Annotated in this window: 21 protein-coding genes and 1 riboswitch; of the genes, 13 read left to right on the top strand and 8 right to left on the bottom strand. The window is 74.6% G+C overall.

Annotation, left to right across the window (positions count from 1 at the left end; all coding sequences use genetic code 11):
- The first annotated feature begins 48 nt into the window (after positions 1–48).
- Both ACZ4W9_RS19985 and ACZ4W9_RS19980 read left to right on the top strand, forming a co-directional pair.
- Complete coding sequence (locus ACZ4W9_RS19985; protein ID WP_467937487.1) at positions 49–1,833, top strand: glycoside hydrolase family 15 protein; 1,785 nt, start codon at positions 49–51, stop codon at positions 1,831–1,833.
- 4 nt (positions 1,834–1,837) lie between these two features.
- Entirely contained in the window at positions 1,838–2,593 is a 756-nt protein-coding gene (locus ACZ4W9_RS19980) for an SDR family oxidoreductase (RefSeq protein ID WP_467937485.1), read from the top strand.
- Positions 2,594–2,684: 91 nt separating this feature from the next.
- Here ACZ4W9_RS19980 and ACZ4W9_RS19975 read toward each other — a convergent pair whose 3' ends face one another.
- From ACZ4W9_RS19975 to ACZ4W9_RS19960, 4 genes are all read right to left on the bottom strand, one after another.
- Positions 2,685–3,488 carry an enoyl-CoA hydratase/isomerase family protein gene (locus ACZ4W9_RS19975; RefSeq protein ID WP_467937483.1) on the bottom strand — a complete coding sequence of 268 codons (804 nt, stop codon included), beginning with the start codon at positions 3,486–3,488 and terminating at the stop codon, positions 2,685–2,687.
- Between the two features lie 117 nt (positions 3,489–3,605).
- Positions 3,606–3,827 carry a helix-turn-helix domain-containing protein gene (locus tag ACZ4W9_RS19970; protein ID WP_004002281.1) on the bottom strand — a complete coding sequence of 74 codons (222 nt, stop codon included), beginning with the start codon at positions 3,825–3,827 and terminating at the stop codon, positions 3,606–3,608.
- A gap of 336 nt (positions 3,828–4,163) precedes the next feature.
- Positions 4,164–5,762: an ABC-F family ATP-binding cassette domain-containing protein gene (locus ACZ4W9_RS19965; RefSeq protein WP_467937481.1), complete on the bottom strand. Its 1,599-nt coding sequence runs from the start codon at positions 5,760–5,762 to the stop codon at positions 4,164–4,166.
- A gap of 93 nt (positions 5,763–5,855) precedes the next feature.
- Entirely contained in the window at positions 5,856–6,584 is a 729-nt protein-coding gene (locus ACZ4W9_RS19960) for a hypothetical protein (protein ID WP_467937479.1), read from the bottom strand.
- A gap of 227 nt (positions 6,585–6,811) precedes the next feature.
- Between ACZ4W9_RS19960 and ACZ4W9_RS19955 the strand changes: the two genes are divergently transcribed.
- On the top strand, positions 6,812–7,225 hold the full coding sequence (locus ACZ4W9_RS19955; RefSeq protein ID WP_467937477.1) for a VOC family protein: 414 nt from the start codon (positions 6,812–6,814) through the stop codon (positions 7,223–7,225).
- A 17-nt stretch (positions 7,226–7,242) separates the two neighbouring features.
- On the opposite strand, the gene ACZ4W9_RS19950 is transcribed toward ACZ4W9_RS19955, so the two are convergent.
- The 3 genes from ACZ4W9_RS19950 to ACZ4W9_RS19940 all read right to left on the bottom strand — a co-directional run bounded on the left by ACZ4W9_RS19950 (position 7,243) and on the right by ACZ4W9_RS19940 (position 11,317).
- Positions 7,243–8,508 carry a hypothetical protein gene (locus tag ACZ4W9_RS19950; protein WP_467937586.1) on the bottom strand — a complete coding sequence of 422 codons (1,266 nt, stop codon included), beginning with the start codon at positions 8,506–8,508 and terminating at the stop codon, positions 7,243–7,245.
- A 344-nt stretch (positions 8,509–8,852) separates the two neighbouring features.
- On the bottom strand, positions 8,853–9,974 hold the full coding sequence (locus ACZ4W9_RS19945; RefSeq protein ID WP_467937584.1) for an alpha/beta hydrolase: 1,122 nt from the start codon (positions 9,972–9,974) through the stop codon (positions 8,853–8,855).
- A 650-nt stretch (positions 9,975–10,624) separates the two neighbouring features.
- Entirely contained in the window at positions 10,625–11,317 is a 693-nt protein-coding gene (locus ACZ4W9_RS19940; RefSeq protein ID WP_467937475.1) for a class II aldolase/adducin family protein, read from the bottom strand.
- Between the two features lie 460 nt (positions 11,318–11,777).
- Here ACZ4W9_RS19940 and ACZ4W9_RS19935 point away from each other — a divergent pair, with 460 nt between their 5' ends.
- The 10 genes from ACZ4W9_RS19935 (at position 11,778) to cobI (ending at position 25,527) form a co-directional block, all read left to right on the top strand.
- On the top strand, positions 11,778–12,515 hold the full coding sequence (locus tag ACZ4W9_RS19935) for a lysozyme (RefSeq protein ID WP_467937473.1): 738 nt from the start codon (positions 11,778–11,780) through the stop codon (positions 12,513–12,515).
- A 143-nt stretch (positions 12,516–12,658) separates the two neighbouring features.
- Positions 12,659–13,936 (top strand): inorganic phosphate transporter, encoded by a 1,278-nt coding sequence (locus tag ACZ4W9_RS19930; protein ID WP_467937471.1) that lies wholly within the window; start codon positions 12,659–12,661, stop codon positions 13,934–13,936.
- 34 nt (positions 13,937–13,970) lie between these two features.
- Positions 13,971–14,198, top strand: a complete 228-nt coding sequence (locus ACZ4W9_RS19925) for a hypothetical protein (RefSeq protein WP_467937469.1) — start codon at positions 13,971–13,973, stop codon at positions 14,196–14,198.
- Positions 14,199–14,358: 160 nt separating this feature from the next.
- A riboswitch (cobalamin riboswitch) is annotated at positions 14,359–14,501 on the top strand.
- Positions 14,502–14,599: 98 nt separating this feature from the next.
- On the top strand, positions 14,600–15,544 hold the full coding sequence (locus tag ACZ4W9_RS19920; RefSeq protein WP_467937467.1) for a cobalamin biosynthesis protein: 945 nt from the start codon (positions 14,600–14,602) through the stop codon (positions 15,542–15,544).
- Entirely contained in the window at positions 15,541–17,049 is a 1,509-nt protein-coding gene (locus ACZ4W9_RS19915) for a cobyric acid synthase (protein ID WP_467937465.1), read from the top strand. The genes ACZ4W9_RS19920 and ACZ4W9_RS19915 overlap by 4 nt, the downstream gene beginning before the upstream one ends.
- The gene (gene cobN, locus ACZ4W9_RS19910; RefSeq protein WP_467937463.1) at positions 17,046–20,696 is read left to right on the top strand and encodes a cobaltochelatase subunit CobN; all 3,651 of its coding nucleotides are present in this window, start codon (positions 17,046–17,048) and stop codon (positions 20,694–20,696) included. Before ACZ4W9_RS19915 ends, cobN begins: the two co-directional genes overlap by 4 nt.
- Positions 20,697–20,865: 169 nt before the next feature.
- Positions 20,866–22,854 (top strand): putative cobaltochelatase, encoded by a 1,989-nt coding sequence (locus ACZ4W9_RS19905; RefSeq protein WP_467937461.1) that lies wholly within the window; start codon positions 20,866–20,868, stop codon positions 22,852–22,854.
- Complete coding sequence (gene cobO / locus ACZ4W9_RS19900) at positions 22,854–23,453, top strand: cob(I)yrinic acid a,c-diamide adenosyltransferase (RefSeq protein ID WP_467937459.1); 600 nt, start codon at positions 22,854–22,856, stop codon at positions 23,451–23,453. The genes ACZ4W9_RS19905 and cobO overlap by 1 nt, the downstream gene beginning before the upstream one ends.
- The gene (locus ACZ4W9_RS19895) at positions 23,450–24,799 is read left to right on the top strand and encodes a cobyrinate a,c-diamide synthase (RefSeq protein ID WP_467937582.1); all 1,350 of its coding nucleotides are present in this window, start codon (positions 23,450–23,452) and stop codon (positions 24,797–24,799) included. Before cobO ends, ACZ4W9_RS19895 begins: the two co-directional genes overlap by 4 nt.
- Positions 24,796–25,527 carry a precorrin-2 C(20)-methyltransferase gene (cobI, locus tag ACZ4W9_RS19890; protein ID WP_467937457.1) on the top strand — a complete coding sequence of 244 codons (732 nt, stop codon included), beginning with the start codon at positions 24,796–24,798 and terminating at the stop codon, positions 25,525–25,527. Before ACZ4W9_RS19895 ends, cobI begins: the two co-directional genes overlap by 4 nt.
- An 11-nt stretch (positions 25,528–25,538) precedes the next feature.
- Here cobI and ACZ4W9_RS19885 read toward each other — a convergent pair whose 3' ends face one another.
- Positions 25,539–26,297: a ZIP family metal transporter gene (locus tag ACZ4W9_RS19885; protein ID WP_467937455.1), complete on the bottom strand. Its 759-nt coding sequence runs from the start codon at positions 26,295–26,297 to the stop codon at positions 25,539–25,541.
- Positions 26,298–26,370: the final 73 nt, after the last annotated feature.

Here is a 26,370-nt window from a genome sequence, read left to right as displayed (position 1 = left end):
CGGCCGACCACCTGGTTGGCCCTCTGGGCTGCCGGGAAACCGGATCCCGTGAACGCGCGCATCGACGACTACGCCCTCATCGGGGACGAACAGACCGCGGCCCTGGTCGGCAAGGACGGCTCGATCGACTGGCTGTGCCTGCCACGCTTCGACTCCGGTGCCTGCTTCGCCCGGCTGCTGGGCGACGAGGACCACGGCCACTGGCGGATCGCGCCCGAGGGAGCGGACGTCTGCGCCCGCCGCGCCTACCGGCCCGACACCCTCGTCCTGGACACCGAGTGGGAGACGGCGGACGGCGCGGTGCGCGTCACCGACCTGATGCCGCAGCGCGAGCGCGCCCCCGACGTCGTACGGATCGTGGAGGGCGTCCGCGGCCGGGTCACCGTCCGCAGCACGCTGCGGCTGCGCTTCGACTACGGCTCGATCATGCCGTGGGTGCGCCGCGCGGACGGCCACCGGGTGGCCGTCGCCGGCCCGGACTCCGCCTGGCTGCGCACCGAGCCGGACGTGCGCACCTGGGGCGAGCGGTACGGCACCCACTCGGAGTTCACCGTCGCCGAGGGCGAGCGGGTCGCGTTCGTGCTCACCTGGCACCCCTCGCACGAGAAGCGCCCGCCGCTGATCGACCCGTACGAAGCGCTGGAGAGCAGCGTCGCCGACTGGCGGGCCTGGACCGGGCGGTGCCGTTACGACGGGCCGTACCGGGAGGCGGTGGTGCGCTCCCTCATCACCCTCAAGGCCCTCACCTACGCCCCGACCGGCGGGATCGTCGCCGCGGCGACCACCTCGCTGCCCGAGAAGCCGGGCGGCGTGCGCAACTGGGACTACCGGTACTGCTGGCTGCGCGACTCCACCCTCACCCTCGGCGCGCTGCTCACCGCGGGCTACCAGGAGGAGGCCGGGGCGTGGCGGGACTGGCTGCTGCGCGCGGTCGCCGGCAACCCGGCCGACCTCCAGATCATGTACGGCGTGGCGGGCGAGCGGCGGCTGCCGGAGACGGAACTGCCGTGGCTGCCCGGTTTCGCCGGCTCCGCCCCCGTGCGCGTCGGCAACGGCGCCGTCGACCAGCTCCAGCTGGACGTGTACGGCGAGGTGATGGACTCGCTGTCGCTGGCCCGCACCTCGGGGCTGTCCCCCAAGCCGCACATGTGGGCCATGCAGCGGTCGCTGATGGGCTTCCTGGAGTCGGCGTGGCGGCAGCCGGACGAGGGCCTGTGGGAGGTGCGCGGCGGCCGGCGGCAGTTCGTGCACTCCAAGGTGATGGTGTGGGTGGCCGCCGACCGGGCCGTGCGGACGCTGGAGCGGCACCCGGAGCTGAGCGGCGACCTGGAGGGCTGGCGCCGGCTGCGCGACGAGGTGCACCGGGAGGTGTGCGAGAAGGGCTTCGACCCGGAGCGGAACACCTTCACCCAGTCCTACGGCTCCCGGGAACTGGACGCCGCGCTGCTGCTCATCCCGCGCGTGGGCTTCCTGCCGCCGGACGATCCCCGGGTGGTCGGCACGGTCGACGCCATCCGCGACGACCTCGGGCACGGCGGCTTCCTGCGCCGCTACGACACCGACGACTCGGTGATCGACGGGCTGCCGAGCGGCGAGGGAGCCTTCCTCGCCTGTTCCTTCTGGCTGGCCGACGCGCTGCACGTGACCGGCCGGACACGGGAGGCCCGCGAGCTGTTCGACCGGCTGGTGGGCCTGTGCAACGACGTGGGCCTGCTGGCCGAGGAGTACGACCCCGTCGGCGGCTGCCAGCTCGGCAACTTCCCGCAGGCGTTCAGCCACATCGGACTGGTGAACACCGCACTCACGCTCTTCGGGGAGGACGGGGCAGGATAGGGCCATGGATCTTGGACTGAAGGACCGGGTGTACGTCGTCACCGGAGCCACCCGGGGACTGGGCAACGCCACCGCGCGGGAACTCGTCGCGGACGGGGCGAAGGTGGTCGTCAGCGGCCGGGACGGGCAGCGGGTCGCCGAGGCCGCCGCCGCCCTCGGCCCGAACGCGGTGGGCGTGGCCGTGGACAACGCCGACCCGAGCGCTCCGGAGCGGCTGATCGGGGCGGCCCGGGAGAACTTCGGGGGCTTCCACGGGGTGCTGGTGAGCGTGGGCGGGCCGGCGCCCGGCTTCGTCGCCGACAACACCGACGAGCAGTGGCGGGACGCGTTCGAGTCCGTCTTCCTCGGCGCGGTACGGCTGGCCCGCGCGGCGGCGGCCGAGCTGCCGGAGGGCGGGGTGATCGCGTTCGTGCTGTCCGGGTCGGTGTACGAGCCGATCCCGGGGCTGACGGTCTCCAACGGGCTGCGGCCGGGGCTCGCCGGGTTCGCCAAGTCGATCGCCGACGAGCTGGGGCCGCGCGGCATCCGGGTGGTGGGGGTGCTGCCGGGCCGGATCGACACCGATCGCGTCCGCGAGCTGGACGGGCGGTCCGCCGACCCCGAGGCCACCCGGACCGCGAACGCCTCGCGCATCCCGCTGCGCCGCTACGGGCGGCCGGAGGAGTTCGGCCGGACGGCCGCGTTCCTGCTGTCTCCGGCCGCGTCGTACCTGACCGGGGTCATGGTGCCCGTCGACGGCGGCATGCGGCACGGATTCTGACGGCGCTCCGGTGCGCGCGGGCGTGCCGGGACGTCGCGGCGCGCGGCCGCCGGGCCGTGGAGCGGGCCCGGCGGCCGCGTGCGCTCGGGGCCTACTCGCCGAGGCCGGCCAGGTCGCGCAGGCGGCGGGCCTGGGCGGCGCGCTCGGCCGCGCGCTGCTCGTCGTACGTCCGGTCGACGGCGCCGCGCAGCAGTGCCTTGGTCTCCACCACGGCGTCCCGGGGCGCGGCCAGCAGCGCCGCCGCCAGGTCGCGCACCGTCGCGTCCAGTTCGGTCGCGGGCACGGCGAGGTTGGCCAGCCCGCTCGCCACGGCCTCCTCGGCCCCGACGAACCGCCCGGTCGCGCAGATCTCCAGCGCGCGGGCGTACCCGACGAGGCCGACCAGCGGGTGGGTGCCGGTCAGGTCGGGGACGAGGCCGAGGCTGGTCTCGCGCATGGCGAACTGGACGTCGTCGGCGACGACCCTGAGGTCGCAGCCCAGCGCGAGCTGGAAGCCGGCGCCGATGGCATGGCCCTGGACGGCGGCGATGGACACGAGGTCGGTCCGCCGCCACCAGGTGAACGCCTCCTGGTATCCGGCGATGGTGGCGTCGAGCCCGGCGTCGTCACGGCGCGCGAGTTCGATGAAGGTCGGCTCGCCCGGGATCCCCTCCGGAGTGAACATCCGGCGGTCCAGCCCGGCGGAGAACGACTGGCCCTCGCCGCGCAGCACGACCACGCGGACGGAGCCCGGCAGCAGCCGCCCGGCCTCGGCGAGCGCCCGCCACAGGGCGGGGGTCTGCGCGTTGCGCTTGGCCGGGTTGGCCAGCGTCACCGTGGCGAGGGTGTCCTCGACGGTGAGCCGTACCCCGTCCTTGTCGAGTGCGGGAGCGAGGTCCTGGTCGGGTGAAGCCATGGGGTGCCTCCGATGGGTGCGGTCAGCAGAGCGGAGCTAAGTGACTGCACAGTAACCACCCGGCCGGTCGGACCGCCGACCGGGTGGCCACCATCGAAGCCGATGGGCCGCCCGGAGTCAGGACGAAGCGGCCTTCTTACCCCGGGTCGCTCCGCCACGCCCACGGAGCGTGACGCCCGACTCGCTGAGCATCCGGTGCACGAAGCCATACGAGCGGCCGGTCTCCTCGGCCAGTGCCCGGATGCTCGCACCGGAGTCGTACTTCTTCTTCAGGTCTGCCGCGAGCTTGTCGCGCGCGGCGCCGGTCACCCGGCTGCCCTTCTTCAGAGTCTCGGCCACCCGTGCCTCCTCATGGGAAGTGCGCTCTGGTCTCCTCATGATCACCCCTCCCGGGCGTGATGGCCACCCATTCGGCAAGGTCGGTGAGACATCGTTGTGACGACAGGAGGCGATCCCCACAAGCGGAATGCGGAATTCCAGTGGGTGGCGTCCGGGGGTCCGTACGGGTGGATTCGCGAAGTACCAGGTCAGGAATGCCGAGCGGCCGGCCCTCCGGCTACCGGGGGGTCGGCCGCGAAATCCGTGTACGACACACCTCGATACGAGGAGATCTCACACAGATGATGGATCACGGATAGGCCGAATGATCCATGCCCGGGGGATCCGGCCCGTCGATCACGCCAGGGCGACCAGGTCCGCGTAGCCGGAGCCCCACAGGTCCTCGACGCCGTCGGGGAGCAGGATGATCCGCTCCGGCTGGAGCGCCTCGACGGCGCCCTCGTCGTGGGTGACGAGGACGACCGCGCCCTTGTAGGTGCGCAGGGCGCCGAGGATCTCCTCACGGCTGGCCGGGTCGAGGTTGTTCGTCGGCTCGTCCAGGAGCAGCACGTTCGCCGAGGAGACGACGAGCGTGGCGAGGGCGAGCCGGGTCTTCTCGCCGCCGGAGAGGACGCCGGCCGGCTTGTCGACGTCGTCGCCGGAGAACAGGAACGAGCCGAGCACCTTGCGGACCTCGACCAGGTCCATGTCGGGGGCGGCCGAGCGCATGTTCTCCAGGACGGTGCGGTCGGGGTCGAGGGTCTCGTGCTCCTGGGCGTAGTAGCCCAGCTTGAGGCCGTGGCCCGGGACGACCTGGCCGGTGTCGGGCTGCTCCACGCCGCCGAGCAGACGCAGCAGGGTGGTCTTGCCGGCGCCGTTGAGGCCGAGGATGACGACCCGGGAGCCCTTGTCGATGGCCAGGTCGACGTCGGTGAAGATCTCCAGGGAGCCGTACGACTTCGACAGGCCCTCGGCCATCAGCGGGGTCTTGCCGCAGGGCGCGGGCTCGGGGAAGCGGAGCTTGGCGACCTTGTCGGACTGGCGGACCGCCTCCAGGCCGGAGAGCAGCTTGTCCGCGCGGCGGGCCATGTTCTGCGCGGCGACCGTCTTGGTGGCCTTGGCGCGCATCTTGTCGGCCTGCGAATGCAGGGCGGCGGCCTTCTTCTCGGCGTTGGCGCGCTCGCGCTTGCGGCGCTTCTCGTCGGCCTCGCGCTGCTGCTGGTAGAGCTTCCAGCCCATGTTGTAGACGTCGATCTGGGCGCGGTTGGCGTCCAGGTAGAACACCTTGTTCACGACCGTCTCGACCAGGTCGACGTCGTGGGAGATGACGATGAAACCGCCGCGGTAGGACTTCAGGTAGTCCCGCAGCCAGATGATCGAGTCCGCGTCGAGGTGGTTGGTGGGCTCGTCCAGCAGCAGGGTGTCGGCGTCGGAGAACAGGATCCGGGCCAGCTCGATACGGCGGCGCTGACCGCCGGAGAGCGTGTGCAGCGGCTGGCCGAGCACCCGGTCGGGCAGGTTCAGCGCGGCGGCGATGGTGGCGGCCTCGGCCTCGGCGGCGTACCCGCCCTTGGTGAGGAACTCCGTCTCCTGGCGCTCGTACTGCTTCATGGCCTTCTCGCGCGTGGAGCCCTTGCCGTTGGCGATCCGCTCCTCGTTGTCGCGCATCTTGCGGATCAGTACGTCGAGGCCGCGCGCGGACAGGATGCGGTCGCGGGCGAGGACGTCGAGGTCGCCGGTGCGGGGGTCCTGCGGGAGGTAGCCGACCTCGCCGGAGCGGGTGATCGTGCCGGAGGCGGGGATGCCCTCGCCGGCCAGGCACTTGGTGAGAGTGGTCTTGCCTGCGCCGTTGCGGCCGACGAGGCCGATGCGGTCGCCCTTGGCGACACGGAAGGTGGCGTTCTCGATGAGGACGCGCGCACCGGCGCGCAGCTCGATACCGGAGGCGGAGATCACGGACAGACTCCAGGGCGTACAGAGGTTGGCGGGTGGGCGGCTGAGGACGTTCCCGCCGTCTAATGCGCGAGGAGAATGGCCATGGGTCCCAGTCTAACGGGGCGGGGCAAGCTGTTTTCCTGTGTCCCGGTGCCCGGGGCGCGGACCGGGCGGATCGTTGCCGAGCGGGGTCCGGCCGGGGGCGATGCGGCCCAGATCGTCCAGGGCGACGAGCTGGCCGGTCCAGGCGGTGTCCGCGCAGGGCTGGGCGAGCAGCAGGGCCGTACCGCGCCGGACCGCGCCCTCGGGGCGGAACGCGCAGCCGCCGCGGGCGGGCAGTGTCCAGCGCAGGTCGCCGTCGGTGGTGCGGTACGCGGTGACGCGGTGCGGGGTGACGACGACGAGGATGCCGTGGCCGAGGGGGCGCAGGACGCCGGTGCCGCCGTGGGCGGGGAGCCACTCGGCGGCGTCGGGCAGGGCCCGGTGCCAGCGCACGGTGCGGCCGTCGGTGGCGGTGAGCAGCCCGTCGTCCCAGAGCGTGATCGCCTGCCCGCGCGCGGGGAGCGTGGCGACGGGCCGGTGCCCCGCGCGCGCGTAGCGCCAGCTCGGGGCGCCGGTGCGGGTGCCGTACCCGGCCACGACGGCTCCCCGCACCCGGGGCACCCACGTCCGCTCCCCCTGCGCGGAGCCCACGAGCCGGTCTCCGTAGGCCGGCGGCCGCGCCTGGTGGAGCACGACGAGGAGGCAGAGCCCCGCCACCACCCCCAGCACCCGGCACAGGCACGCGTTACGGGAGCGGGGGCGGGGGGACGGCGGAGCCGGGTGGTGGGGCGGGGTGGGCACCTTTTCCCCCTTCGCTGTCCCCTGGGCGTGGCTGGGGGCGCAGCCTAGTGACCGGCGGCGGGTGCGGCGGGGTGGCGGGACGGGGCGGGCGGGGAAAGTCGCCCGGGCAGGTGATGGCCGGTGGGGATGTGGCGGTTTCGGGTGTTGTGTGCGGTGGGAAGCGAAGACGCGTGCGGTGCGAGGGCCGCCGGGGGACGACGGAACCGGTAGGCGAAGGAGTGGTCGGCATGACGGGTACGGGCGGCGGGCGGCCGGGCGTCTGCCCCACGCTGCTGTACGCGGACGCGAAGGCGGCGATCAGGCAGCTCACCGAGGGCCTCGGCTTCACCGAGCTGTCGGTGTACGAGAAGGCGGACGGCACGGTCCTGCACGCCGAGCTGATCCAGGCCGGCGGCGTGGTGATGATCGGCTCCAAGGGCCGCGGCGGCCCGCTCGACACCGTCCTGAAGGACGCCGGACCCTCCGGCGTGTACGTCGTGGTGGACGACGTGGACGCCCACCACGAGCGGGCCGTGGCGCACGGCGTGGAGATCCTGATGCCCCCGGCGGACCAGGACTACGGCGCCCGGGAGTACCTGGCCCGGGACGCCGGGGGGAACGTCTGGAGCTTCGGGACGTACGCCCCGGAGACCGGGGCCTGAGCCGCCCCGGCCGTACCTCATCCCCCGGTGTGCACCTGGAACGCGGCCCGGCGCACGGCCTTGGCCAGCGCCGGGTCGGGGTGCGCCGCGGCGAGCGCGACCAGCACCTGCACGGTGCGCGGATGGCCCACGGCGCGTACCTCGTCGAGCAGCTGGGGCACCGTGGGCTGCACCGCGGACTCCAGGTGCCGGACCAGCATCGGCGCCTCACCGTGGTCGGCGACGGCCGCGGCGGTGTCCACCCACAGCCAGGTGGCCTCCTCGCGGGTGAGCACCTCGTGGGCGTCCTCCGGGTCGACGCCGTCGTGCTCGGCGAGCCACAGCAGGGCGTACGGCCGCAGGGCCGGCTCGTCCACCACGGCCCGTACGTCGGGCTCGGCGGGCGCGCCGACGACGCGCAGCGCCTCGAAGGCCAGTCCGCGCAGCAGCGCGTCGTCGCCGCGGGCGGCGGCGATCAGCTCGGTGACGGCGCCGCCGACGGGGCGGGCGGCGAGCCAGGCTCGGTACTCGGCGCGGGCCGCGTTGGGGCGCAGCTGGGCGCAGCCGCGCAGCATGTCCTCGGCGGACTGCTCGATGTTGCCGGCGGGGCTCTGCGCGGCCACGCAGATCTGCTCCAGCTTGACCCACACCGCCCAGCTGCCCAGCGGGGTGAGGGTGGCCTGGCCGCCGCCGTAGGTGAGGGCGCCGACCGCGGCGAGGGCCCGGAGCGCCCAGTCGAGCAGCGGGGCGAGCGGGGCGTCGGCGGGGGTGACCTGGGCCGGGGCGGGGGATCCGGCGGGCCGTCCGGTGCCGGGCTCGTAGGCGACCTCGCAGCGTTCGGTGCGCAGCTCGGTGACCCGCTGCTGGAGCAGGTCGAGCAGCTGCTCGACCGGGACCGGGCCGGCGGACAGCTGGAGGAAGGAGAGCACCTGGGGCATGGCCGAGACGACCTCGGCGACGGCGGCCGGCTCGTACCCCCCGGGCTCGGCGGAGGCCAGCGACCAGGCGTCGAAGAGGGCGACCCAGCCGCGCAGCACGGCGCTGTCGTCGCGGTCCCAGGCGCGCAGCCGCCAGCCGGGGCGGGCGCGGTCGCCGTGCACCTCGACGAGTCCGGCGAGGCGGGCGGTGTCCCAGTCGGCGCGGACCTGAGCGGCGCTCAGGCCGAGGTCGGCGGCGGCGCGTTCGGCGGTGGCGTCGGAGAGGGTGGCCTTGCCGTCGGCGGTGGCACCGTCCCGGCCGGGGCCGAGGGCGGCGTCGGCCCAGCGGGCGACGCGGACCGCGCCGGCCAGACCGGCACGGGCCATTCCGGCCAGTTCGGCGGGGGCGGGTGTGCCCTCGGGCGGCCGGGGCGCGGCGCGGCGGGGGCGCCGCTGGTTCACAGCTCTGGGGGCGGCGGCCAGGGGTCGAGGTCGGACGAGTCGGAGCCTGGAGTCGCGCGGGATACGGGACGTCACGGGTGCAGTCTTCCGGTTGACGGTCCGAAAACCCAAACGGAATGTCACGGCGGGCGACGGGACTGGCCAACGCACGGGGCGCGGGACGCGGGGGACGGGCGGGATCGAGCCAGTCGTACGGCCGTGGCCGGACCGGCGCCACGGCCGTAACCGGAATGTCCGCCACCGGCGCCGGCGGGCCCGGCGCCGGGGTGTCACAGCAGCGGGGTGAGGAACCGGCGCAGCCGCTCCTCGTACTCCTCGGGGTCCGCGTTCCACATCGCCGCGTGCGGGGCGTCCGGGACGGTGTGCAGGGTGACGAGGCCGGGCAGGCGCCGGGCGAGCCGGCGGGAGTACTCCCAGGGGGCGACCCGGTCGTCCGGGCCGTGCACGAGCAGGGCGGGGACCTGGAGCCGGCCGGCGGCCTCGGCGAGCCCGTCGGTGTGCAGTCCGGCCCGGCCCTGCGCGGCCCGTACCGCGAGCGGCAGCAGCGGCTCCGGGACGTGGCGGGCGCGGGCCAGCGCGCGCAGCGTGGCCTGCCAGCTGAGTACCGGGGAGTCGAGGACGAGCCCGGCGATGCGGTCGCGGACCGCGGAGTGCTCGGCGGCGCGCAGGGCCATGGTGGCGCCGGTGGACCAGCCGAGGAGGACGACCCGGCGGGCGCCCTGGTCCACGGCGTGCCGGATCGCCGCCTCGACGTCCCGCCACTCCGTCTCGCCGAGGTGGTTCAGCCGGTCCGGCGGGCGGGGGGCGCCGGGGTCGCCGCGGTAGGCGAGGGCGAGGACGGGCAGCCGGCGGGCGTGCAGGAAGCCCATGACGTTCAGGGCGTGCTCCCGGGTGGTGCCGAGGCCGTGCACGGCGATCACCCAGGTGTCCCGGGCGCCGGGGACGAACCAGGCGGGCAGGGGGCCGAGTTCGCCGGGCACGTCGACGTCGGCGTGGTCCAGGCCGAGGGCGGTACGGGGGTTGCCGACGTACAGGTTGGGGGTGAGCCAGGCCGCGTCGCGGGGCGCGAGGGTGCCGTGGGTGACGCGTTCCAGGCGCCGTACGACGGTGTCGGCGGCGTGCGGGGTGCCCTCCAGGACGGGGCCGACGACCGCGTGCGAGCCGTCGCCGGCGAGGCCGTAGACGCCGGGGCGCAGGGCGGCCAGGTCGCGGGTGAGGGTGATCCGGCCGGCGGCCGTGCCGTGCACGGTGAGCCGGGGCTCGGTGGGTAGCGGACGGCCCGCGGACGCCTTCAGCGCGGCGTCGCTGGCGAGCCGGCCGGCGACCACGGAGGCCGTGCCGGCGGCCAGAACGGCGGTGACCGCACTGGCGGTCGCGGTGACGGTACGCACGGCTCCAGTGTCACGGGGAGGGCGGACGGCGGCCAGCCGAACCGCGGGGCGGGGTGAGGACCACGGGAGGGGTGACGGGCGGGCCGAGGACCCCGGGAGCACCGGGGCGGACCGGTCCGGCAGGGCGGTGAGCAGGGGCGGCCGGGTCCGGCGGAGGCGGACCGGCAGGGCGCGGCCGAGCCCGGCGAACACCGCCCACGCGGGGGCGGCCGGTACCAGGCCGACTCCCCCGCGCACGGCGGGCCGGGGCGGCGGGGCCTGGCGCAGGGCGGTGAGCAAGAGCGGCCGGACCCGGCGGAGGCGGACCGGCAGGGCGCGGCCGAGCCCGGCGAACACCGCCCACGCGGGGGCGGCCGGTGCCGGGCCGACTCCCCCGCGCACGGCGGGCCGGGGCGGCGGGGCCTGGCGCAGGGCGGTGAGCAAGGGCGGCCGGGCCCGGCGGAGGCGGACCGGCAGGGCGCGGCCGAGACCGGCGAACACCGCCCACGCGGGGGCGGCCGGTGCCAGGCCGACTCCCCCGCGCACGGCGGGCCGGGGCGGCGGGGCCTGGCGCAGGGCGGTGACCAAGGGCGGCCGGGCCCGGCCGTGGGGGACCGGCGGGGCGGGCGGGGTCCGCGGGGCGCGGGACGGGTTGCCGCTCGGCAAGGGGATCACCTCCGTTGGCCGTATCCCTTCAAGCGTTCCCCGACCTCGGCGAGTTGTGCCTCGGTCAGCAGGGACGGGCTCAGGCCCGGCACCGCCGACGCCGTCAGCCACAGGCGGCACATCCACTCCAGCTGGGCGGTGCGGTCGTAGGCCTGGTCGAGGGTGGCGCCGTAGGTGACCGTGCCGTGGTTCTGCAGCAGGCAGCCGGAGCGGCCGGCGAGGGCGCGGAGCATGTTCCCGGCCAGCTCGTCGGTGCCGTAGGCGGCGTAGGGGGCGACCCGTACGGGACCGCCGAGCGCCGCCGCCATGTAGTGGACCAGCGGCAGCTCGGGGACGAGCGTGGAGACCGCGGTGGCGTGCACGGCGTGGGTGTGGACGACCGCGCGGGCGTCGGTGGTGCGGTAGACGGCGAGGTGCATGGGCAGCTCGCTGGTCGGCACGAGGCGGCCGAGCACCTGGCGGCCGGTGAGGTCGACGCCGGTGAGATCGGCCGGGGTGAGCCGGTCGTAGGGGACGCCCGAGGGGGTGACCAGCACGAGGTCGCCGAGGCGGGCGGAGACGTTGCCGGAGGTGCCGACCACCAGCCCGTCGACGACGGTCCGCCGCGCCGTGGCGACGACCTCGTCCCAGAGCAGCGCCACGTCCTGCCCCACCCCGGCCACCCCACCGCCCCACGCGACCTCCCCCGCCTCGGGCATCCCGCCGCCCGGTGCGCTCCGCCCCGCCTCCGACGCCGTATCGCCGGCGTGTCCCCCCTCCGGCGCCGCGGCGCCCGGTTCGGCCCTCCCCTCCCCCGCGCCCCGGCGTGCGCCCCCGTTCCCGTCCCCGGTCCCGTCCGGTGTCTCGCTCCCCCGGCCGGCCCGGCGCGCCGCCGGTCCCGCGTCCGGCCGTTCGTCCCGTCGCCCGTCTTCCACGTTCCGTCGCGGTTCAGCCATGCGGTGATCCTGCCAGCCGGCGGGCGGGGCGGGGAGCGCGCGGGCCGGTGGTTCCGGGCCGGGGGCCGTGGAGCCGAACGGGCGGAATTCGGGCTGAAACGCCTGAAATCACCCTCGCTTTCGTGATCGGCGGACCTTGAATGGCTGCTTCCTGCCCACCCCACGGCCGCCGCCGCCCCGAGGCCCGGCGCGCCCGCCGACCGCCATCCCCCGGGGGAGTCGCATGGCCCGTGTACCCACCCTTGCCCGTCGCCGCGCGAGCTTCCTCGCGGCGGCCGTGGCGGCGGTCCTCGCCCTCACCGGCCCCGCGACCGCCGCGGCCAAGCCGCCCCAGGGCCACGACGTGTCGTCCCACCAGGGGCGCGTGGACTGGCCGGCCGCCCGGAAGAAGGGCGCGCGGTTCGTCTTCGTCAAGGCGACCGAGTCCACGGGCTACCGCAACCCCTACTTCGCCGGGCAGTACTCCGGCGCCCGCAAGGCGGGGCTGATCCGGGGCGCGTACCACTTCGCCCTCCCGGACCGGTCCTCCGGCGCCAAGCAGGCCTCGTACTTCGTGCGGCACGGCGGCGGCTGGCGGGCGGACGGCTGGACGCTGCCGCCGGCGCTCGACATCGAGTACAACCCGTACAACGCGCGGCGCAAGTGCTACGGGCTGAGCAAGAAGGGCATGGTCGGCTGGATCCGTTCGTTCAGCGACGAGACCCGGCGCCGGACGGGCCGTCGCCCGGTGATCTACACGACGACCCAGTGGTGGAAGCTGTGCACCGGCAACAGCCGCGCGTTCTCCAAGGACCACCCGCTGTGGATCGCCCGGCACGGCACGGCGCGGCCGGGGACGCTGCCCGGCGGCTGGCGGTACTGGACGTTCTGGCAGTACCGCGTGAAGGGCGCGCTGCCGGGTGACCAGGATCTCTTCAACGGCACCCTGGACCGGTTGCGGATCTTCGCGCGGACCCGGTAGCCAAGGGGCGCCCGGCCCGACGGCGCGGAACACGACTTCGGCATGGCGTTACCGACACCACCACGCCCGTCCCAGTTCATCTTCCGTTCACCCAGCTTGCCTACGTTCATCCAGCCAATGACCTCGAACGATTGCCTGGGTAAATGGAAAGCTTCTCGCTGATCCTCGCGATTGTGGTAATAACCGCTCTCGCGTTCGATTTCACGAACGGTTTCCACGACACCGCGAACGCGATGGCCACCACCATCTCCACAGGCGCCCTGAAGCCCAAGATCGCGGTGACCATGTCCGCCGCCCTCAATCTCGCGGGCGCCTTCCTCTCCGTGGAGGTCGCGAACACGATCTCCAAGGGTCTCGTCGACGAGACCGGCATCCGCCCCGAGGTCATCTTCGCCGCCCTGGTCGGCGCGATCCTCTGGAACCTGCTGACCTGGCTGGTGGGCCTGCCCTCCAGTTCCTCGCACGCCCTGATGGGCGGCCTGGTCGGCGCCACCGTCGCCTCCGCCGGCTTCGACGCCGTCCACGGCGGCGTCCTGGTCACCAAGGTGCTGCTGCCGGCCGTCGCGGCGCCGGTCGTGGCGGGCCTCGCCTCGTTCCTGGCCACCCGGCTCTCCTACGGCGTCGGCGGCACCGCCGAGACCGAGGCCAGCCGCAAGGGCTACCGGGCCGGCCAGATCGCCTCCGCCGGCCTGGTCTCCCTCGCGCACGGCACCAACGACGCCCAGAAGACGATGGGCATCATCACCCTGGCCCTGATCGCGGGCGGCTCCCTCGCCCCCGGCTCCAACCCTCCCACCTGGGTGATCCTCTCCGCCGGCCTGGCCATCGCGCTCGGCACCTACATCGGCGGCTGGCGCATCATCCGCACCATGGGCAAGGGCCTGACCGACCTGGAGCCGCGCCAGGGCTTCGCCGCCCAGACCGGTGCCGCGACCGCTATCCTGGCCTCCTCCCACCTCGGCTTCTCCCTGTCCACCACCCATGTCGTCTCCGGCTCGGTGATGGGCGCGGGTCTCGGCCGCAAGGGCGGCGTGGTCCGCTGGTCCACCGCGACCCGCATGGCCGTCGCCTGGGTCCTCACCCTGCCGGCCGCCGCGCTGGTCGGCGCGGGCGCCGAGTCCGTCACCGACCTGGGTGACTGGGGCACCGCCGCCGTGGCCGTCTTCCTGGTCGCCGCGAGCGCCGCGATCTGGAAGATCTCCCGCCGCGAGGTCGTCGACCACACCAACGTGGTCGGGGAGACCGGCGAGCCGGCCGGTGTCGTCACCACCGCCATCGCCGCGGTGACCCCGCCGCCCGCCGGCCAGATCGCCGGGGAACTGACGACCGCGGACCTGGCGACCGCCGGCCTGACGGCCACGATCCCCGCCCCGGCCACCGAGCCGGCGCCCGCCGCCGTCCCGCCGGCCGCCACGGTCTGACCCCGCCCGCACGGTTACTGAAGGAAGCATCCCCATGAAGATCGACTGGGCGGCCCTCGGCTCCGTTCTCGGCACCAGCGTCGTGTTCACGGTGGGCCTGGTGGCCCTGTTCACCCTCGGCGTCAACGGCCTGTCCCGCCGCGAGCGGGCCGCGGCCCAGGGCGGCTCCGCCGCGCTCGCCGTCACCGGTGCCTACGTCTGCTTCGCGGCCTGCGCGGCGGCCGTCGCCTACGGCATCTACCTGATCGTGGGCAAGGGCTGACCGCCCGCCCCCGATCCCCGCGACCGCCCCGCCGACCGGCCCGCCCGCCGGAGCCGGCGGGGCGGACGCATGCCGGGGCGGTCCCCGTCAGCCCGCCCGGCGTCCCGGCGATGTGGGCCTCGGCACAGTCGGGCATCCCAGGTCAAAGGCGAGTTGACGGCCCTTCCGGGCACGTGGTGGACTGCCCAGGCCATGTACGGCGGCAGAAGAGGAAGCCGGTGCGAATCCGGCGCGGTCCCGCCACTGTCACCGGGGAAGAACTCCCCGGGAGCCAGGAACTCTCGCCGCCGGAATCCGTCGACCCAGGGCGTGGACACCCTGAGTGAGGACACGAATCGCCATGCTCGGCTGCCGTAGGACCCGTACCGGGAACGCCCCTGTGCCCACGGCCGGCTGAGCCGATGGGTGCCGATCGCACTTACGCGTACGGCGCCGCCGCCGGCGTCCTCGGCGACCTGCTTCTCGGCGATCCCCGCCGCGGGCACCCGGTCGCCGCGTTCGGCCGCGCGGCCACGGCCGTGGAAGGCGCCTTGTGGCACGACCACCGCGGCTGGGGCGCCCTGCACACCGCCGTGTGCGCCGGTGGCGTCGTCGCCCTCGGGGCGCTGGCCACACGCGCCGTACGCCCCTCCCGTACCGCCTCCGTCGCGCTGACCGCCGCCGCCACCTGGGCCGTCGTCGGCGGCACCTCGCTCGGCCGCGAGGCCCGCACCGTCGGGCGTGCCCTGGCGGCGGGGGACATCGAGGCCGCCCGCGCCCGGCTGCCCCATCTGTGCGGCCGGGACCCGCAGGCGCTGGACGCCGACGGGATGGCCCGGGCCGTGGTCGAGTCGGTCGCCGAGAACACCTCCGACGCCGTGGTCGGCGCCCTGGTGTGGGGAGCGGTGGCCGGGGTGCCGGGTCTGCTCGGGTTCCGGGCCGTCAACACGCTGGACGCCATGGTGGGCCACAAGTCGCCCCGCCACCGCCGCTACGGCTGGGCCTCCGCCCGCCTCGACGACGTCGCCGGCTGGCCGGGGGCCCGGCTGACCGCCGCCCTCGCCGCCGTCGCCGGACCCGACCCGCGCGGCGCCCTGCGCGCCTGGAAGGCCGACGCGGGCAAGCACCCGAGCCCCAACGCCGGTCCCGTGGAGGCCGCCTTCGCGGGTGCCCTCGGCGTGCGCCTGGGCGGGACGCTCTCCTACGGCGGCCGGGTCGAGCACCGGCCCGTGCTCAACGGCGGCACCGGACGCCCGGTCGAGGTCACCGACATCGACCGGGCCGTACGGCTCTCCCGCCGCGTCGGCCTGCTCGCCCTCGGCACCACACTCGCCGCGCGCACACTCCTGAAAGGACGTGGGAAGTGAACGGTGGCCTCCTCGTGGCCGGCACCACCTCGGACGCCGGCAAGAGCGTCGTGACGGCCGGGATCTGCCGGTGGCTGGTCCGCCAGGGCGTGAAAGTGGCGCCGTTCAAGGCGCAGAACATGTCCCTGAACTCGTTCGTGACCCGGGAGGGCGCGGAGATCGGCCGGGCCCAGGCCATGCAGGCCCAGGCCTGCCGGATCGAGCCGACCGCGCTGATGAACCCGGTGCTGCTCAAGCCCGGCGGCGAGCAGAGCAGCCAGGTCGTGCTGCTCGGCAAGCCGGTGGGCGAGCTGAGCGCACGCGGCTACCACGGCGGGCGCCAGCAGCGGCTGCTGGGCACGGTGCTGGACTGCCTGGCCGAACTGCGGGGCACGTATGACGCGGTGATCTGCGAGGGGGCGGGCAGCCCGGCCGAGATCAACCTGCGCCGGACCGACATCGTCAACATGGGCATCGCGCGGGGCGCGCGGCTGCCGGTGCTGGTGGTCGGCGACATCGACCGCGGGGGCGTCTTCGCGTCCTTCTTCGGCACCGTCGCCCTGCTCTCGCCCGAGGACCAGGAACTCGTCGCCGGTTTCCTCGTGAACAAGTTCCGCGGCGACGTCGGCCTGCTGGAACCCGGCCTGGACATGCTGCACGGCCTCACCGGGCGGCGGACCTACGGCGTGCTGCCCTTCCGGCACGGACTCGGCATCGACGAGGAGGACGGACTGCGGGTCTCGTTGCGGGGCACCGTACGGGAGTCCGCCGTCACTCCCCCGGTCGGCGCGGACGTGCTCCGGGTCGCCGTGTGCGCGATCCCGCTGATGTCCAACTTCACCGACGTGGACGCGCTGGCCGCCGAACCGGGCGTCGTCGTGCGGTTCGTGGACCGGCCGGAGGAACTGGCCGACGCCGACCTCGTGGTGATCCCCGGCACCCGCGGCACCGTACGGGCGCTGCGGTGGCTGCGGGAACGCGGGCTGGCGGACGCCCTCGTGCGCCGGGCCGCCGAACAACGGCCCGTGCTCGGCGTCTGCGGCGGCTTCCAGATCCTCGGCGAGCACATCGAGGACGAGGTCGAGAGCCGCCAGGGCCACGTCGACGGGCTCGGGATCCTGCCCGTGCGCGTGCGCTTCGCCCGCGAGAAGACCCTCACCCGGCCCAGCGGAGAGGCTCTCGGCGAGCGGGTCGACGGCTACGAGATCCACCACGGCGTGGCCACGGTCGAGGGCGGCGAGCCCTTCCTCGACGGCTGCCGCGTCGGCCAGACCTGGGGCACCCACTGGCACGGCTCGCTGGAGTCGGACGGCTTCCGGCGGGCCTTCCTGCGCGAGGTGGCCGCCGCCGCGGGCCGCCGCTTCGTGCCCGCGCCGGACACCTCCTTCGCCGCGCTGCGCGAGGAGCAGCTCGACCGGCTCGGCGACCTGATCGAACAGCACGCGGACACGGACGCGCTGTGGCGGCTCATCGAGTCCGGCGCGCCGCAAGGACTGCCCTTCATCCCACCGGGAGCGCCCGCATGAGCACAGTGTTGTTGTTGTCGACCGCCGACACGGATTTGCTGGCGGCCCGGGCCTCGGGCGCCGGCTACCGCATCGGCAACCCCACCCGGGTCGACGTCGCCGGGGAACTGCCGGCCCTGATCGAGGGCGCGGACCTCGCCGTCGTACGGCTGCTGGGCGGCAAGCGGGCCTGGGAGGACGGGCTGGCCGCGCTGAAGGCGTCCGGCATCCCCACCGTCCTGCTGGGCGGCGAGGCCGTACCGGACGCCGAGCTGATGGCCGAGTCGTCGGTGCCCGCCGGTGTGGTCGCGGAGGCGCTGAAGTACCTGGTCGAGGGCGGCCCCGCGAACCTGCTGGAGCTGTCCCGGTTCCTGTCGGACACCGTGCTGCTGACCGGCGAGGGCTTCGCGGAGCCGCACCGCATGCCCGAGTTCGGCGTGCACGGCGCCTACGACATCCGGGACGGCCGCCCGACCGTGGGTGTGCTGTTCTACCGGGCGCACGAACTGAGCGGGAACACCGCCTTCGTGGACACCCTGTGCGAGGCGATCGAGGCGGCCGGCGCCAACGCCCTGCCGGTGTACTGCGGTTCGCTGCGCGGCGCGGATCCCGCGCTGTACGGACTGCTGGGGCGGGCCGACGCGCTGGTGGCCACCGTGCTCGCGGCCGGCGGCACGCACGCCTCCCAGGCGTCGGCGGGCGGCGACGACGAAGCGTGGGACATCGGCGCGCTCGCCGACCTGAACGTCCCCGTGCTGCAAGGGCTGTGCCTCACCTCCTCGCGCGCCGCGTGGGAGGAGTCCGACGCGGCCCTGTCCCCCATGGACGCGGCGATGCAGGTCGCCATCCCCGAGTTCGACGGCCGGCTGATCACCGTCCCCTTCTCCTTCAAGGAGCAGGGCCCCGACGACGTCCCGGTGTACACCGCCGACCCCGAGCGGGCCGCCCGGGTCGCCGGCATCGCCGTCCGGCACGCCCGGCTGAGGCACAAGCCGAACGCCGAGAAGAAGGTCGCGCTCGTCTTCACCGCCTACCCGACCAAGCACTCCCGGGTCGGCAACGCGGTCGGCCTGGACACCCCCGTGTCGGCCGTCCGGGTGCTCGACGCGCTCCGGGACGCCGGCTACTCGCTGACCGCGTACCCGGACGGCGGCGACGAGCTGATCCACCGGCTCATCGAGGCCGGCGGCCACGACGTGGAATGGCTGACCGAGGAACAGCTGGCCGCCGCGCCCGCGCGGGTGCCGCTGGCCGACTACCGGGCATGGTTCGGCACGCTCGACCCGGAGCTGCGGGACGCCATGACCGAGGCGTGGGGCGAGCCGCCGGGCAGCCTCTACGTGGACGGCGACGACATCGTGCTGGCCTGTCTGCGGTACGGGAACGTCGTCGTCATGATCCAGCCGCCGCGCGGCTTCGGGGAGAACCCGATCGCGATCTACCACGACCCCGACATGCCGCCCTCCCACCACTACCTGGCGGCCTACCGCTGGCTGGAGAACAGCTTCGGCGCCGACGCGATCGTGCACATGGGCAAGCACGGCACGATGGAGTGGCTGCCGGGCAAGGGCCTCGGGCTGTCGCGCGGCTGCGCCCCGGACGCCGTCCTCGGCGAACTGCCGCTGATCTACCCGTTCATCGTCAACGACCCCGGCGAGGGCACCCAGGCCAAGCGGCGTGGCCACGCCACCGTGGTCGACCACCTGGTGCCGCCGATGGCCCGCGCGGACACCTACGGCGACCTGGCCAAGCTGGAGCAGCTCCTCGACGAGTACGCGCTGGTGAGCGACCTGGACCCGGCGAAGGCCCCGGCCGTCCGCGCGCAGATCTGGACGCTGGTCAAGGCGGCGGAGCTGCACCACGACCTGCACGTGGACGAGCAGCCCGACGACGACGCGTTCGACGAGTTCGTCATGCACATCGACGGCTATCTGTGCGAGATCAAGGACGTGCAGATCCGCGACGGCCTGCACATCCTGGGCGGCGGCCCGGTCGGCGAACCGCGGGTGAACCTCGTGCTGGCCGTGCTGCGCGCCTCGCAGGTGTGGGGCGGGCAGGCCGACGCCCTGCCCGGGCTGCGGGCCTCGCTGGCGGCCCACTTCGGGCTGGTGGAGAAGGAGTTGCTGGCCGAGCCGGGTGCCCCGGTGAAGGTGCCGGTGGAGCTGACGGACCTGGTGGAGGGCCCGGCCCGGTCCGCCGCCGACGCCATCGACCTGCTGGAGCAGCTGTGCCGGCGGATCGCGGAGGGCATGGAGGCCCGGGCGTGGGACCGTGCGGTGGTCCCGGCCCTCCTGCGGGGCGTGCTCGGTGCCGAGCCGACCGAGGCGGTCGCCGTGCTGGAGTTCGCGTGCGACGAGGTCGTACCGCGGCTGGCGCGGACCAGCGACGAGATCGGGCACATCCTGCGGGCCCTGGACGGCGGTTACGTCCCGGCGGGCCCGTCCGGGTCGCCGACGCGCGGCCTGGTGAACGTCCTGCCGACGGGCCGCAACTTCTACTCGGTCGACCCCAAGGCCATCCCGTCCCGGCTGAGCTGGGAGGTCGGGCAGTCGCTGGCGGACTCGCTGGTGCAGCGGTACCTGAGCGACACCGGCGAGTACCCGAAGTCCGTGGGCCTCACGGTGTGGGGCACCTCCGCGATGCGCACCCAGGGCGACGACATCGCCGAGATCCTGGCGCTGCTGGGCTGCCGCCCGGTGTGGGACGAGGCCTCGCGCCGGGTGACCGGCTTCGAGGTGATCCCCCTGGCGGAGCTGGGGCGGCCCCGCATCGACGTCACGGTCCGCATCTCCGGGTTCTTCCGGGACGCCTTCCCGCACGTGGTCGGGCTGATCGACGACGCGGTCCGGGCGGTGGCGGAGCTGGAGGAGCCGGCCGAATCCAACTACGTGCGGGCGCACGTGGACGAGGACACCGCCGGACACGGCGACCGGCGCCGCGCCACGGCCCGCGTCTTCGGCTCCAAGCCGGGTGCCTACGGCGCCGGCCTGCTGCCGCTGATCGACGCCCGCAACTGGCGCAGCGACGCGGACCTGGCCGAGGTGTACGCCGTCTGGGGCGGTTACGCCTACGGCCGCGGTCTCGACGGCCGGGCGGCACGCGGGGACATGGAGACGGCGTTCCGGCGGATCGCGGTGGCGGCGAAGAACGTCGACACGCGTGAGCACGACCTCGTCGACGCCGACGACTACTTCCAGTACCACGGCGGCATGGTCGCCATGGTCCGGCACCTGACGGGCGCCAACCCCGAGGCCTACGTGGGCGATTCGGCGACGCCGGACCAGGTGAAGACGCGCACGCTGGGCGAGGAGACGCACCGGGTCTTCCGCGCGCGGGTGGTCAACCCGCGCTGGATGGCGGCCATGCGCCGGCACGGCTACAAGGGCGCCTTCGAGATGGCGGCGACCGTGGACTACCTGTTCGGCTACGACGCCACGGCGGGCGTGGTCGACGACTGGATGTACGAGAAGCTCAGCGCGGAGTACGTCTTCGACCCGGAGAACCGGGAGTTCATGAAGCGCTCGAACCCATGGGCCTTGAGAGGCATCACCGAACGCTTGCTGGAGGCGGCGGACCGTGGTCTGTGGGCGGAACCGGACCAGGAGACCCTGGACCGGCTCCGGGCGACCTACCTCGAACTTGAGGGCGATCTGGAGGGAGAAGAGTGATGTACCCGGAAACCCCCGCGGTGGCGGGGAGCACGTCATCCCCCGCAACGCCCACGGGTTCGACTTGGGACCACCCCCGCAGTGGCGGGGAGCAGAGCAGCAGCCTGACAGCCTGTACAGCTCGCGGCACCCTGCCATCGCACAAGGCGCTCGAAGGAGTGATCGCGGCGTGACTGCCCCCTTTCCTTTTACGGCCGTTGTCGGCCAGGACGATCTGCGGCTCGCGCTGCTGCTGAACGCCGTGTCGCCGGCGGTCGGCGGTGTGCTGGTGCGCGGCGAGAAGGGCACCGCCAAGTCGACGGCCGTGCGGGCGCTCGCGGCGTTGCTGCCCGCGGTGGCCGTGGTCCCCGGGTGCCGGTTCTCCTGTGATCCGGCCGCCCCGGACCCGGGGTGCCCGGACGGGCCGCACGAGGCACAGGGCGGGACCGAGCGGGCCGCGCGGATGGTCGAGCTGCCCGTCGGCGCCTCCGAGGACCGGCTGGTCGGCGCGCTGGACATCGAGCGGGCGCTCGCGGAGGGCGTGAAGGCGTTCGAGCCGGGGCTGCTGGCCGACGCCCACCGGGGCATCCTCTACGTCGACGAAGTGAACCTGCTGCACGACCACCTGGTCGACCTGCTGCTGGACGCGGCGGCGATGGGCGCCTCGTACGTGGAGCGCGAGGGTGTGTCCGTGCGGCATGCCGCGAAGTTCCTGCTCGTCGGCACCATGAACCCGGAAGAGGGCGAGCTGCGGCCGCAGCTGCTGGACCGGTTCGGGCTCACCGTGGAGGTCGCCGCCTCGCGGGAGCCGGACCAGCGGGTGGAGGTCGTGCGGCGCCGGCTCGCCTACGACGACGACCCCGCCGCCTTCGCCGCGAAGTGGGCGGAGGAAGAGGCCGCCGTAAGGCAGCGGATCGTCGCCGCGCGGGAGCTGCTGCCGCAGGTGCGGCTGGGTGACGGCGCGCTGCGACAGATCGCGGCGACCTGCGCCGCGTTCGAGGTGGACGGCATGCGCGCCGACATCGTGATGGCGCGGACCGCGACCGCCCTGGCCGCGTGGGCCGGGCGGACCGACGTCCTCGCCGAGGACGTGCGGCAGGCCGCGCTGCTGGCGCTGCCGCACCGGCGGCGGCGCAACCCGTTCGACGCGCCGGGCCTGGACGAGGACAAGCTGGACGAGACTCTGGAGCAGTACTCCGGGGACGGCGGCGACGACGAGCCCGACCCCGACGGCCCCGGTGGCGGCGGGCAGCCGGCGCCGGACGGCCCTCCGCAGGGCGACGGGGGCGGGGCCGCGCGGCCGGAAGCCGGTGAGGAGGGGCAGCCGCAGGCGTCCGGCGCCGGCGAGCAGCCGGCCGCGCGGGCCGCCGAACCCTTCCGCACCAGGGCGCTGACCGTCCCCGGCATCGGGGAGGGCGCCGCCGGGCGGCGGTCCCGGGCGCGGACCGAGCACGGCCGGACCACCGGGGCCCGCCGGCCCCGGGGCACGCTGACCAAGCTGCACCTGGCGGCCACCGTGCTGGCTGCCGCGCCGCATCAGCGGGCGCGGGGGCGGTCGGGGCCGGGGCTGGTCGTGCGCCGGGACGATCTGCGGCAGGCGACGCGCGAAGGGCGTGAGGGAAACCTCGTGCTGTTCGTCGTGGACGCCTCCGGTTCGATGGCCGCGCGGCAGCGGATGAGCGCCGTGAAGGGGGCCGTGCTGTCGCTGCTGCTGGACGCCTACCAGCGGCGGGACAAGGTGGGGCTGGTGACCTTCCGGGGATCGGCGGCCGAGGTCGCGCTGCCGCCGACGTCCTCCGTGGACGCCGCCGCCGCGCGGCTTGAGTCGCTGCCGACCGGCGGGCGCACGCCGCTCGCCGCCGGGCTGCTGAAGGCGCACGAGGTGCTGCGGGTGGAACGGCTGCGGGACCCGGCGCGGCGGCCGCTGGCGGTCGTGGTGACCGACGGGCGGGCCACGGGAGGTCCGGAGCCGGTGGCGCTGGCGGAGCGGGCGGCGCGGCTGCTGGCGGGCGAGCAGGTCGCCTCGGTGGTCGTGGACTGCGAGTCGGGGCCGGTACGGCTGGGGCTCGCGGGACGGCTCGCGGGCGAGCTGGGCGGTACGGCGGTGACGCTGGACGAGTTGCGGGCGGACTCGATCGCCGGGCTGGTGAAGGGAATTCAGGGCAGGAGGGCCGCGTAATGCCGCAGGGACAGCCGAGTGTCGTACCGGACGACGGGCTGACGACGCGTCAGCGGCGCAACCGGCCGCTGGTCGTCGTGCACACGGGCGTCGGCAAGGGCAAGTCCACCGCCGCGTTCGGGCTCGCGCTGCGCGCCTGGAACCAGGGGTGGCCCATCGGGGTGTTCCAGTTCGTCAAGTCGGCGAAGTGGAAGGTCGGCGAGGAGAACGCGCTGCGCGTGCTCGGCGCCTCCGGTGAGGGCGGCACGGTCGCCTGGCACAAGATGGGCGAGGGCTGGTCGTGGGTCCAGCGCGACGCTCAGATGGACAACGAGGAGAAGGCCCGGGAGGGCTGGGAGCAGGTCAAGCGGGACCTGGCCGCCGAGACGTACCGGCTGTACGTGCTGGACGAGTTCGCGTACCCGATGCACTGGGGCTGGGTGGACACCGACGAGGTGATCGAGGTGCTGCGCGGGCGGCCCGGCACCCAGCACGTGGTGATCACCGGGCGCAACGCGCCGGAGAAGCTGGTGGACCTCGCCGATCTCGTCACCGACATGTCCAAGGTCAAGCACCCCATGGACGTGGGGCAGAAGGGCCAGAAGGGCATCGAGTGGTGACATCGTCGGTGCCTCGGCTGGTCGTCGCCGCGCCCTCCTCGGGCAGCGGCAAGACCACCGTCGCCACGGGGCTGATGGCCGCGTTCGCCGCGCGGGGGCTCGCCGTGTCCCCGCACAAGGTCGGGCCGGACTACATCGACCCGGGGTACCACGCCCTGGCGACCGGGCGTACGGGGCGCAACCTGGACGCGTACCTGTGCGGACCGGAGCTGATCGCCCCGCTGTTCCTGCACGGGGCGCGGGGGTGCGACCTGGCCGTGGTCGAGGGCGTGATGGGGCTGTACGACGGGGCGGCCGGGCAGGGCGAGCTGGCGTCCACCGCGCACGTGGCCAAGCTGCTGCGGGCACCGGTGGTGCTGGTGGTCGACGCGTCCTCGCAGTCGCGGTCGGTGGCGGCGCTGGTGCACGGGTTCGCCTCCTGGGACCCTCGGGTGCGCGTCGGGGGCGTGATCCTGAACAAGGTGGGTTCCGACCGGCACGAGGCGCTGCTGCGGGAGGCACTGGACGCGGCCGGGGTGCCGGTCCTGGGTGTGCTGCGGCGGGTTCCGCAGGTGGACACCCCGTCCCGGCACCTGGGGCTGGTGCCGGTCGCGGAGCGGCGGGCCGGGGCGCTGGAGGCGGTCGCGGCGATGGCCGCGCAGGTCGAGCGGGGATGTGATCTCGACGCCCTGTCGCGGCTGGCGAGCGGTGCGGGGCCGCTGCCGGACGCGCCCTGGGAAGCCCCCGTCGGCGCGGCGGGCAGGCGTGCGGTGGTCGCCGTGGCCGGCGGGCCCGCGTTCACCTTCTCCTACGCCGAGCACGCCGAGCTGCTCACCGCCGCCGGGGCCGAGGTCGTCACCTTCGATCCCCTGCGGGACGAGCGGCTCCCGGAAGGCACCGCCGGTCTGGTCATCGGCGGCGGCTTCCCCGAGGTGTACGCCGCCGAGCTGTCCGCCAACGAGCCGCTGCGCGAGGCCGTGGCCCGGCTCGCGCGCTCCGGCGCCCCCGTGGCCGCCGAGTGCGCCGGGCTGCTCTACCTGTGCCGCGAGCTGGACGGGAAGCCCCTGTGCGGCGTGCTGGACGCCACCGCGCGCATGAGTGAGCGGCTGACCCTCGGCTACCGGGACGCCGTGGCCGTCGGCGACAGCGCGCTGGCGGCGGCCGGGACGCGGATGCGGGGGCACGAGTTCCACCGCACGGTCGTGGAGCCGGGCGCCGGTGCCGCCCCCGCCTGGGGGGTCACGGCCCCGGTCCGGCGGGTCGAGGGTTTCGTACAGCAGGGCGTGCACGCGAGTTATCTGCACACGCACTGGGCGTCCGCGCCCGGTGTGGCCCGTCGGTTCGTGGAGAGGTGCCGGACGTCATGAGCAGCAGGCTGGTCGGAGTGGGGGTCGGCCCCGGTGACCCGGAGCTGGTGACCGTCAAGGGGGTCAACGCGCTGCGGGAGGCCGACGTCGTCGTCGTACCCGTCATGGACACCGGGGAGCGGGGCCGGGCGGAGGCGACCGCGGCGCACTACGTGCCCGCGGAGAAGATCGTGCGGGTGGTGTTCGCGCTGAACGAGCGGACCGACCGGGGGCGCCGGGAGGCGGCCTGGGACGCGGCCGGGCAGCGGGTCGCGGAGCTGCTCCGGGCGCACGCGTCCGTGGCGTTCGCCACCATCGGCGACCCGAACGTGTACTCGACGTTCACCTATCTGGCGCAGACCATCGTGGAGCTGGTGCCCGGGGTGGCCGTGGAGACGGTGCCCGGGATCACCGCGATGCAGGATCTCGCGGCGCGGTCCGGAGCGGTGCTGACGGAGGGCACCGAGCCGCTGACCCTGGTGCCGGTGACGGCCGGTGCGGCGGTGCTGAGGGAGGCGCTGGCCGGGCCGGGCACGGTGGTGGCGTACAAGTTCGGCCGGCAGGCCGGCGAGGTCGCCGAGGCGCTGGCGCGGACGGGGCGGCTCGCGGACGCCGTGTGGGGGTCGGCGCTCGGGCTGCCGGAGGAGTCGGTGCGGCCGGCCGCCGAGCTGGACGGGTCCGCGCTGCCGTATCTGTCGACGCTGATCGCGCCGCCGCGGCGGGACGGCGGGCGGGGCGGGAAGCTGTGAGACCGTCCGGGTCATCCGGTGACGCCCACCACCAGCCAGATGAACGCGACGCCCGCGACCGTGCACAGCAGGGTGGAGCGGGCGGGGTGCTCGTGGTGGGCCTCGGGGAGGATCTCGGCGGCGGCGAGGTAGAGCAGGGCACCGCCGAACAGGCCGAGATAGCCGCCGAGGACGTTCTCCGGGATGGTCAGGAACGAGGACGCGGCGGCCCCGGCGACGGGTGCGACCGCGTCCGCGAAGAGCATGGCGAGGGCCTTGCGGCGGGCGTTGCCGTACAGGCGGGTGAGGGTGAAGGTGTTGAAGCCGTCCGCGAAGTCGTGGGCGATGACGGCGAGCGCGACCGCGGTGCCCATGCCGCCGCCCACCTGGAAGGACGCGCCGATCGCCACGCCGTCCATGAGGCTGTGCCCCACCATCGCCGCCGCCGCGGTCAGTCCCACCTCGGGGCTGCGGTGGGGGTGTTCCCCACCTCCGTGCGCGGCGCCCGCGTGCTCGACACCCCCGTGCGCGGCGCTGCGGGCCGCCAGCAGGCGTTCCACCAGATGGGCGAGGAGGAAGCCGGCCACGAACAGCAGGAGCGCGGCCGGGACGCCGTGGATCTCGTCGTCCGCCGCCCTCAGCGCCTCGGGCAGCAGGTCGAGGCCGACCACGCCGAGCATCAGCCCGCCGGCCAGGCCCAGCACCAGATGGCGGCGGTCGGTCACGCGCTGTGCCGTCCAGCCGCCGGCCAGCGTCATCAGGAACGCGCCGAGCGCGACGAAGACCGCCATACGCCCTTGCTATCGGATCCACCCGTGTTCCCGCACGTCCGACGGCAATCACCGCAGTACTCGTAGGAGAGGA

It is taken from the genome of Streptomyces sp. NPDC029296, assembly GCF_055569255.1.
This window is presented reverse-complemented; position numbering and strand designations above follow the sequence as displayed.

Coding starts and splice junctions, on each gene's coding strand:
- ACZ4W9_RS19950 (WP_467937586.1), bottom strand. CDS start 8,508: ATGGCCCGTGCCGGTCTGGCCGGCGCGGTCCGCGTCGCCCGCTGGGCC.
- ACZ4W9_RS19955 (WP_467937477.1), top strand. CDS start 6,812: ATGACGGGTACGGGCGGCGGGCGGCCGGGCGTCTGCCCCACGCTGCTG.
- ACZ4W9_RS19980 (WP_467937485.1), top strand. CDS start 1,838: ATGGATCTTGGACTGAAGGACCGGGTGTACGTCGTCACCGGAGCCACC.
- ACZ4W9_RS19925 (WP_467937469.1), top strand. CDS start 13,971: ATGAAGATCGACTGGGCGGCCCTCGGCTCCGTTCTCGGCACCAGCGTC.
- cobI (WP_467937457.1), top strand. CDS start 24,796: ATGAGCAGCAGGCTGGTCGGAGTGGGGGTCGGCCCCGGTGACCCGGAG.
- ACZ4W9_RS19940 (WP_467937475.1), bottom strand. CDS start 11,317: ATGCCCGAGGCGGGGGAGGTCGCGTGGGGCGGTGGGGTGGCCGGGGTG.
- ACZ4W9_RS19935 (WP_467937473.1), top strand. CDS start 11,778: ATGGCCCGTGTACCCACCCTTGCCCGTCGCCGCGCGAGCTTCCTCGCG.
- ACZ4W9_RS19930 (WP_467937471.1), top strand. CDS start 12,659: ATGGAAAGCTTCTCGCTGATCCTCGCGATTGTGGTAATAACCGCTCTC.
- cobN (WP_467937463.1), top strand. CDS start 17,046: ATGAGCACAGTGTTGTTGTTGTCGACCGCCGACACGGATTTGCTGGCG.
- cobO (WP_467937459.1), top strand. CDS start 22,854: ATGCCGCAGGGACAGCCGAGTGTCGTACCGGACGACGGGCTGACGACG.
- ACZ4W9_RS19920 (WP_467937467.1), top strand. CDS start 14,600: ATGGGTGCCGATCGCACTTACGCGTACGGCGCCGCCGCCGGCGTCCTC.
- ACZ4W9_RS19975 (WP_467937483.1), bottom strand. CDS start 3,488: ATGGCTTCACCCGACCAGGACCTCGCTCCCGCACTCGACAAGGACGGG.
- ACZ4W9_RS19885 (WP_467937455.1), bottom strand. CDS start 26,297: ATGGCGGTCTTCGTCGCGCTCGGCGCGTTCCTGATGACGCTGGCCGGC.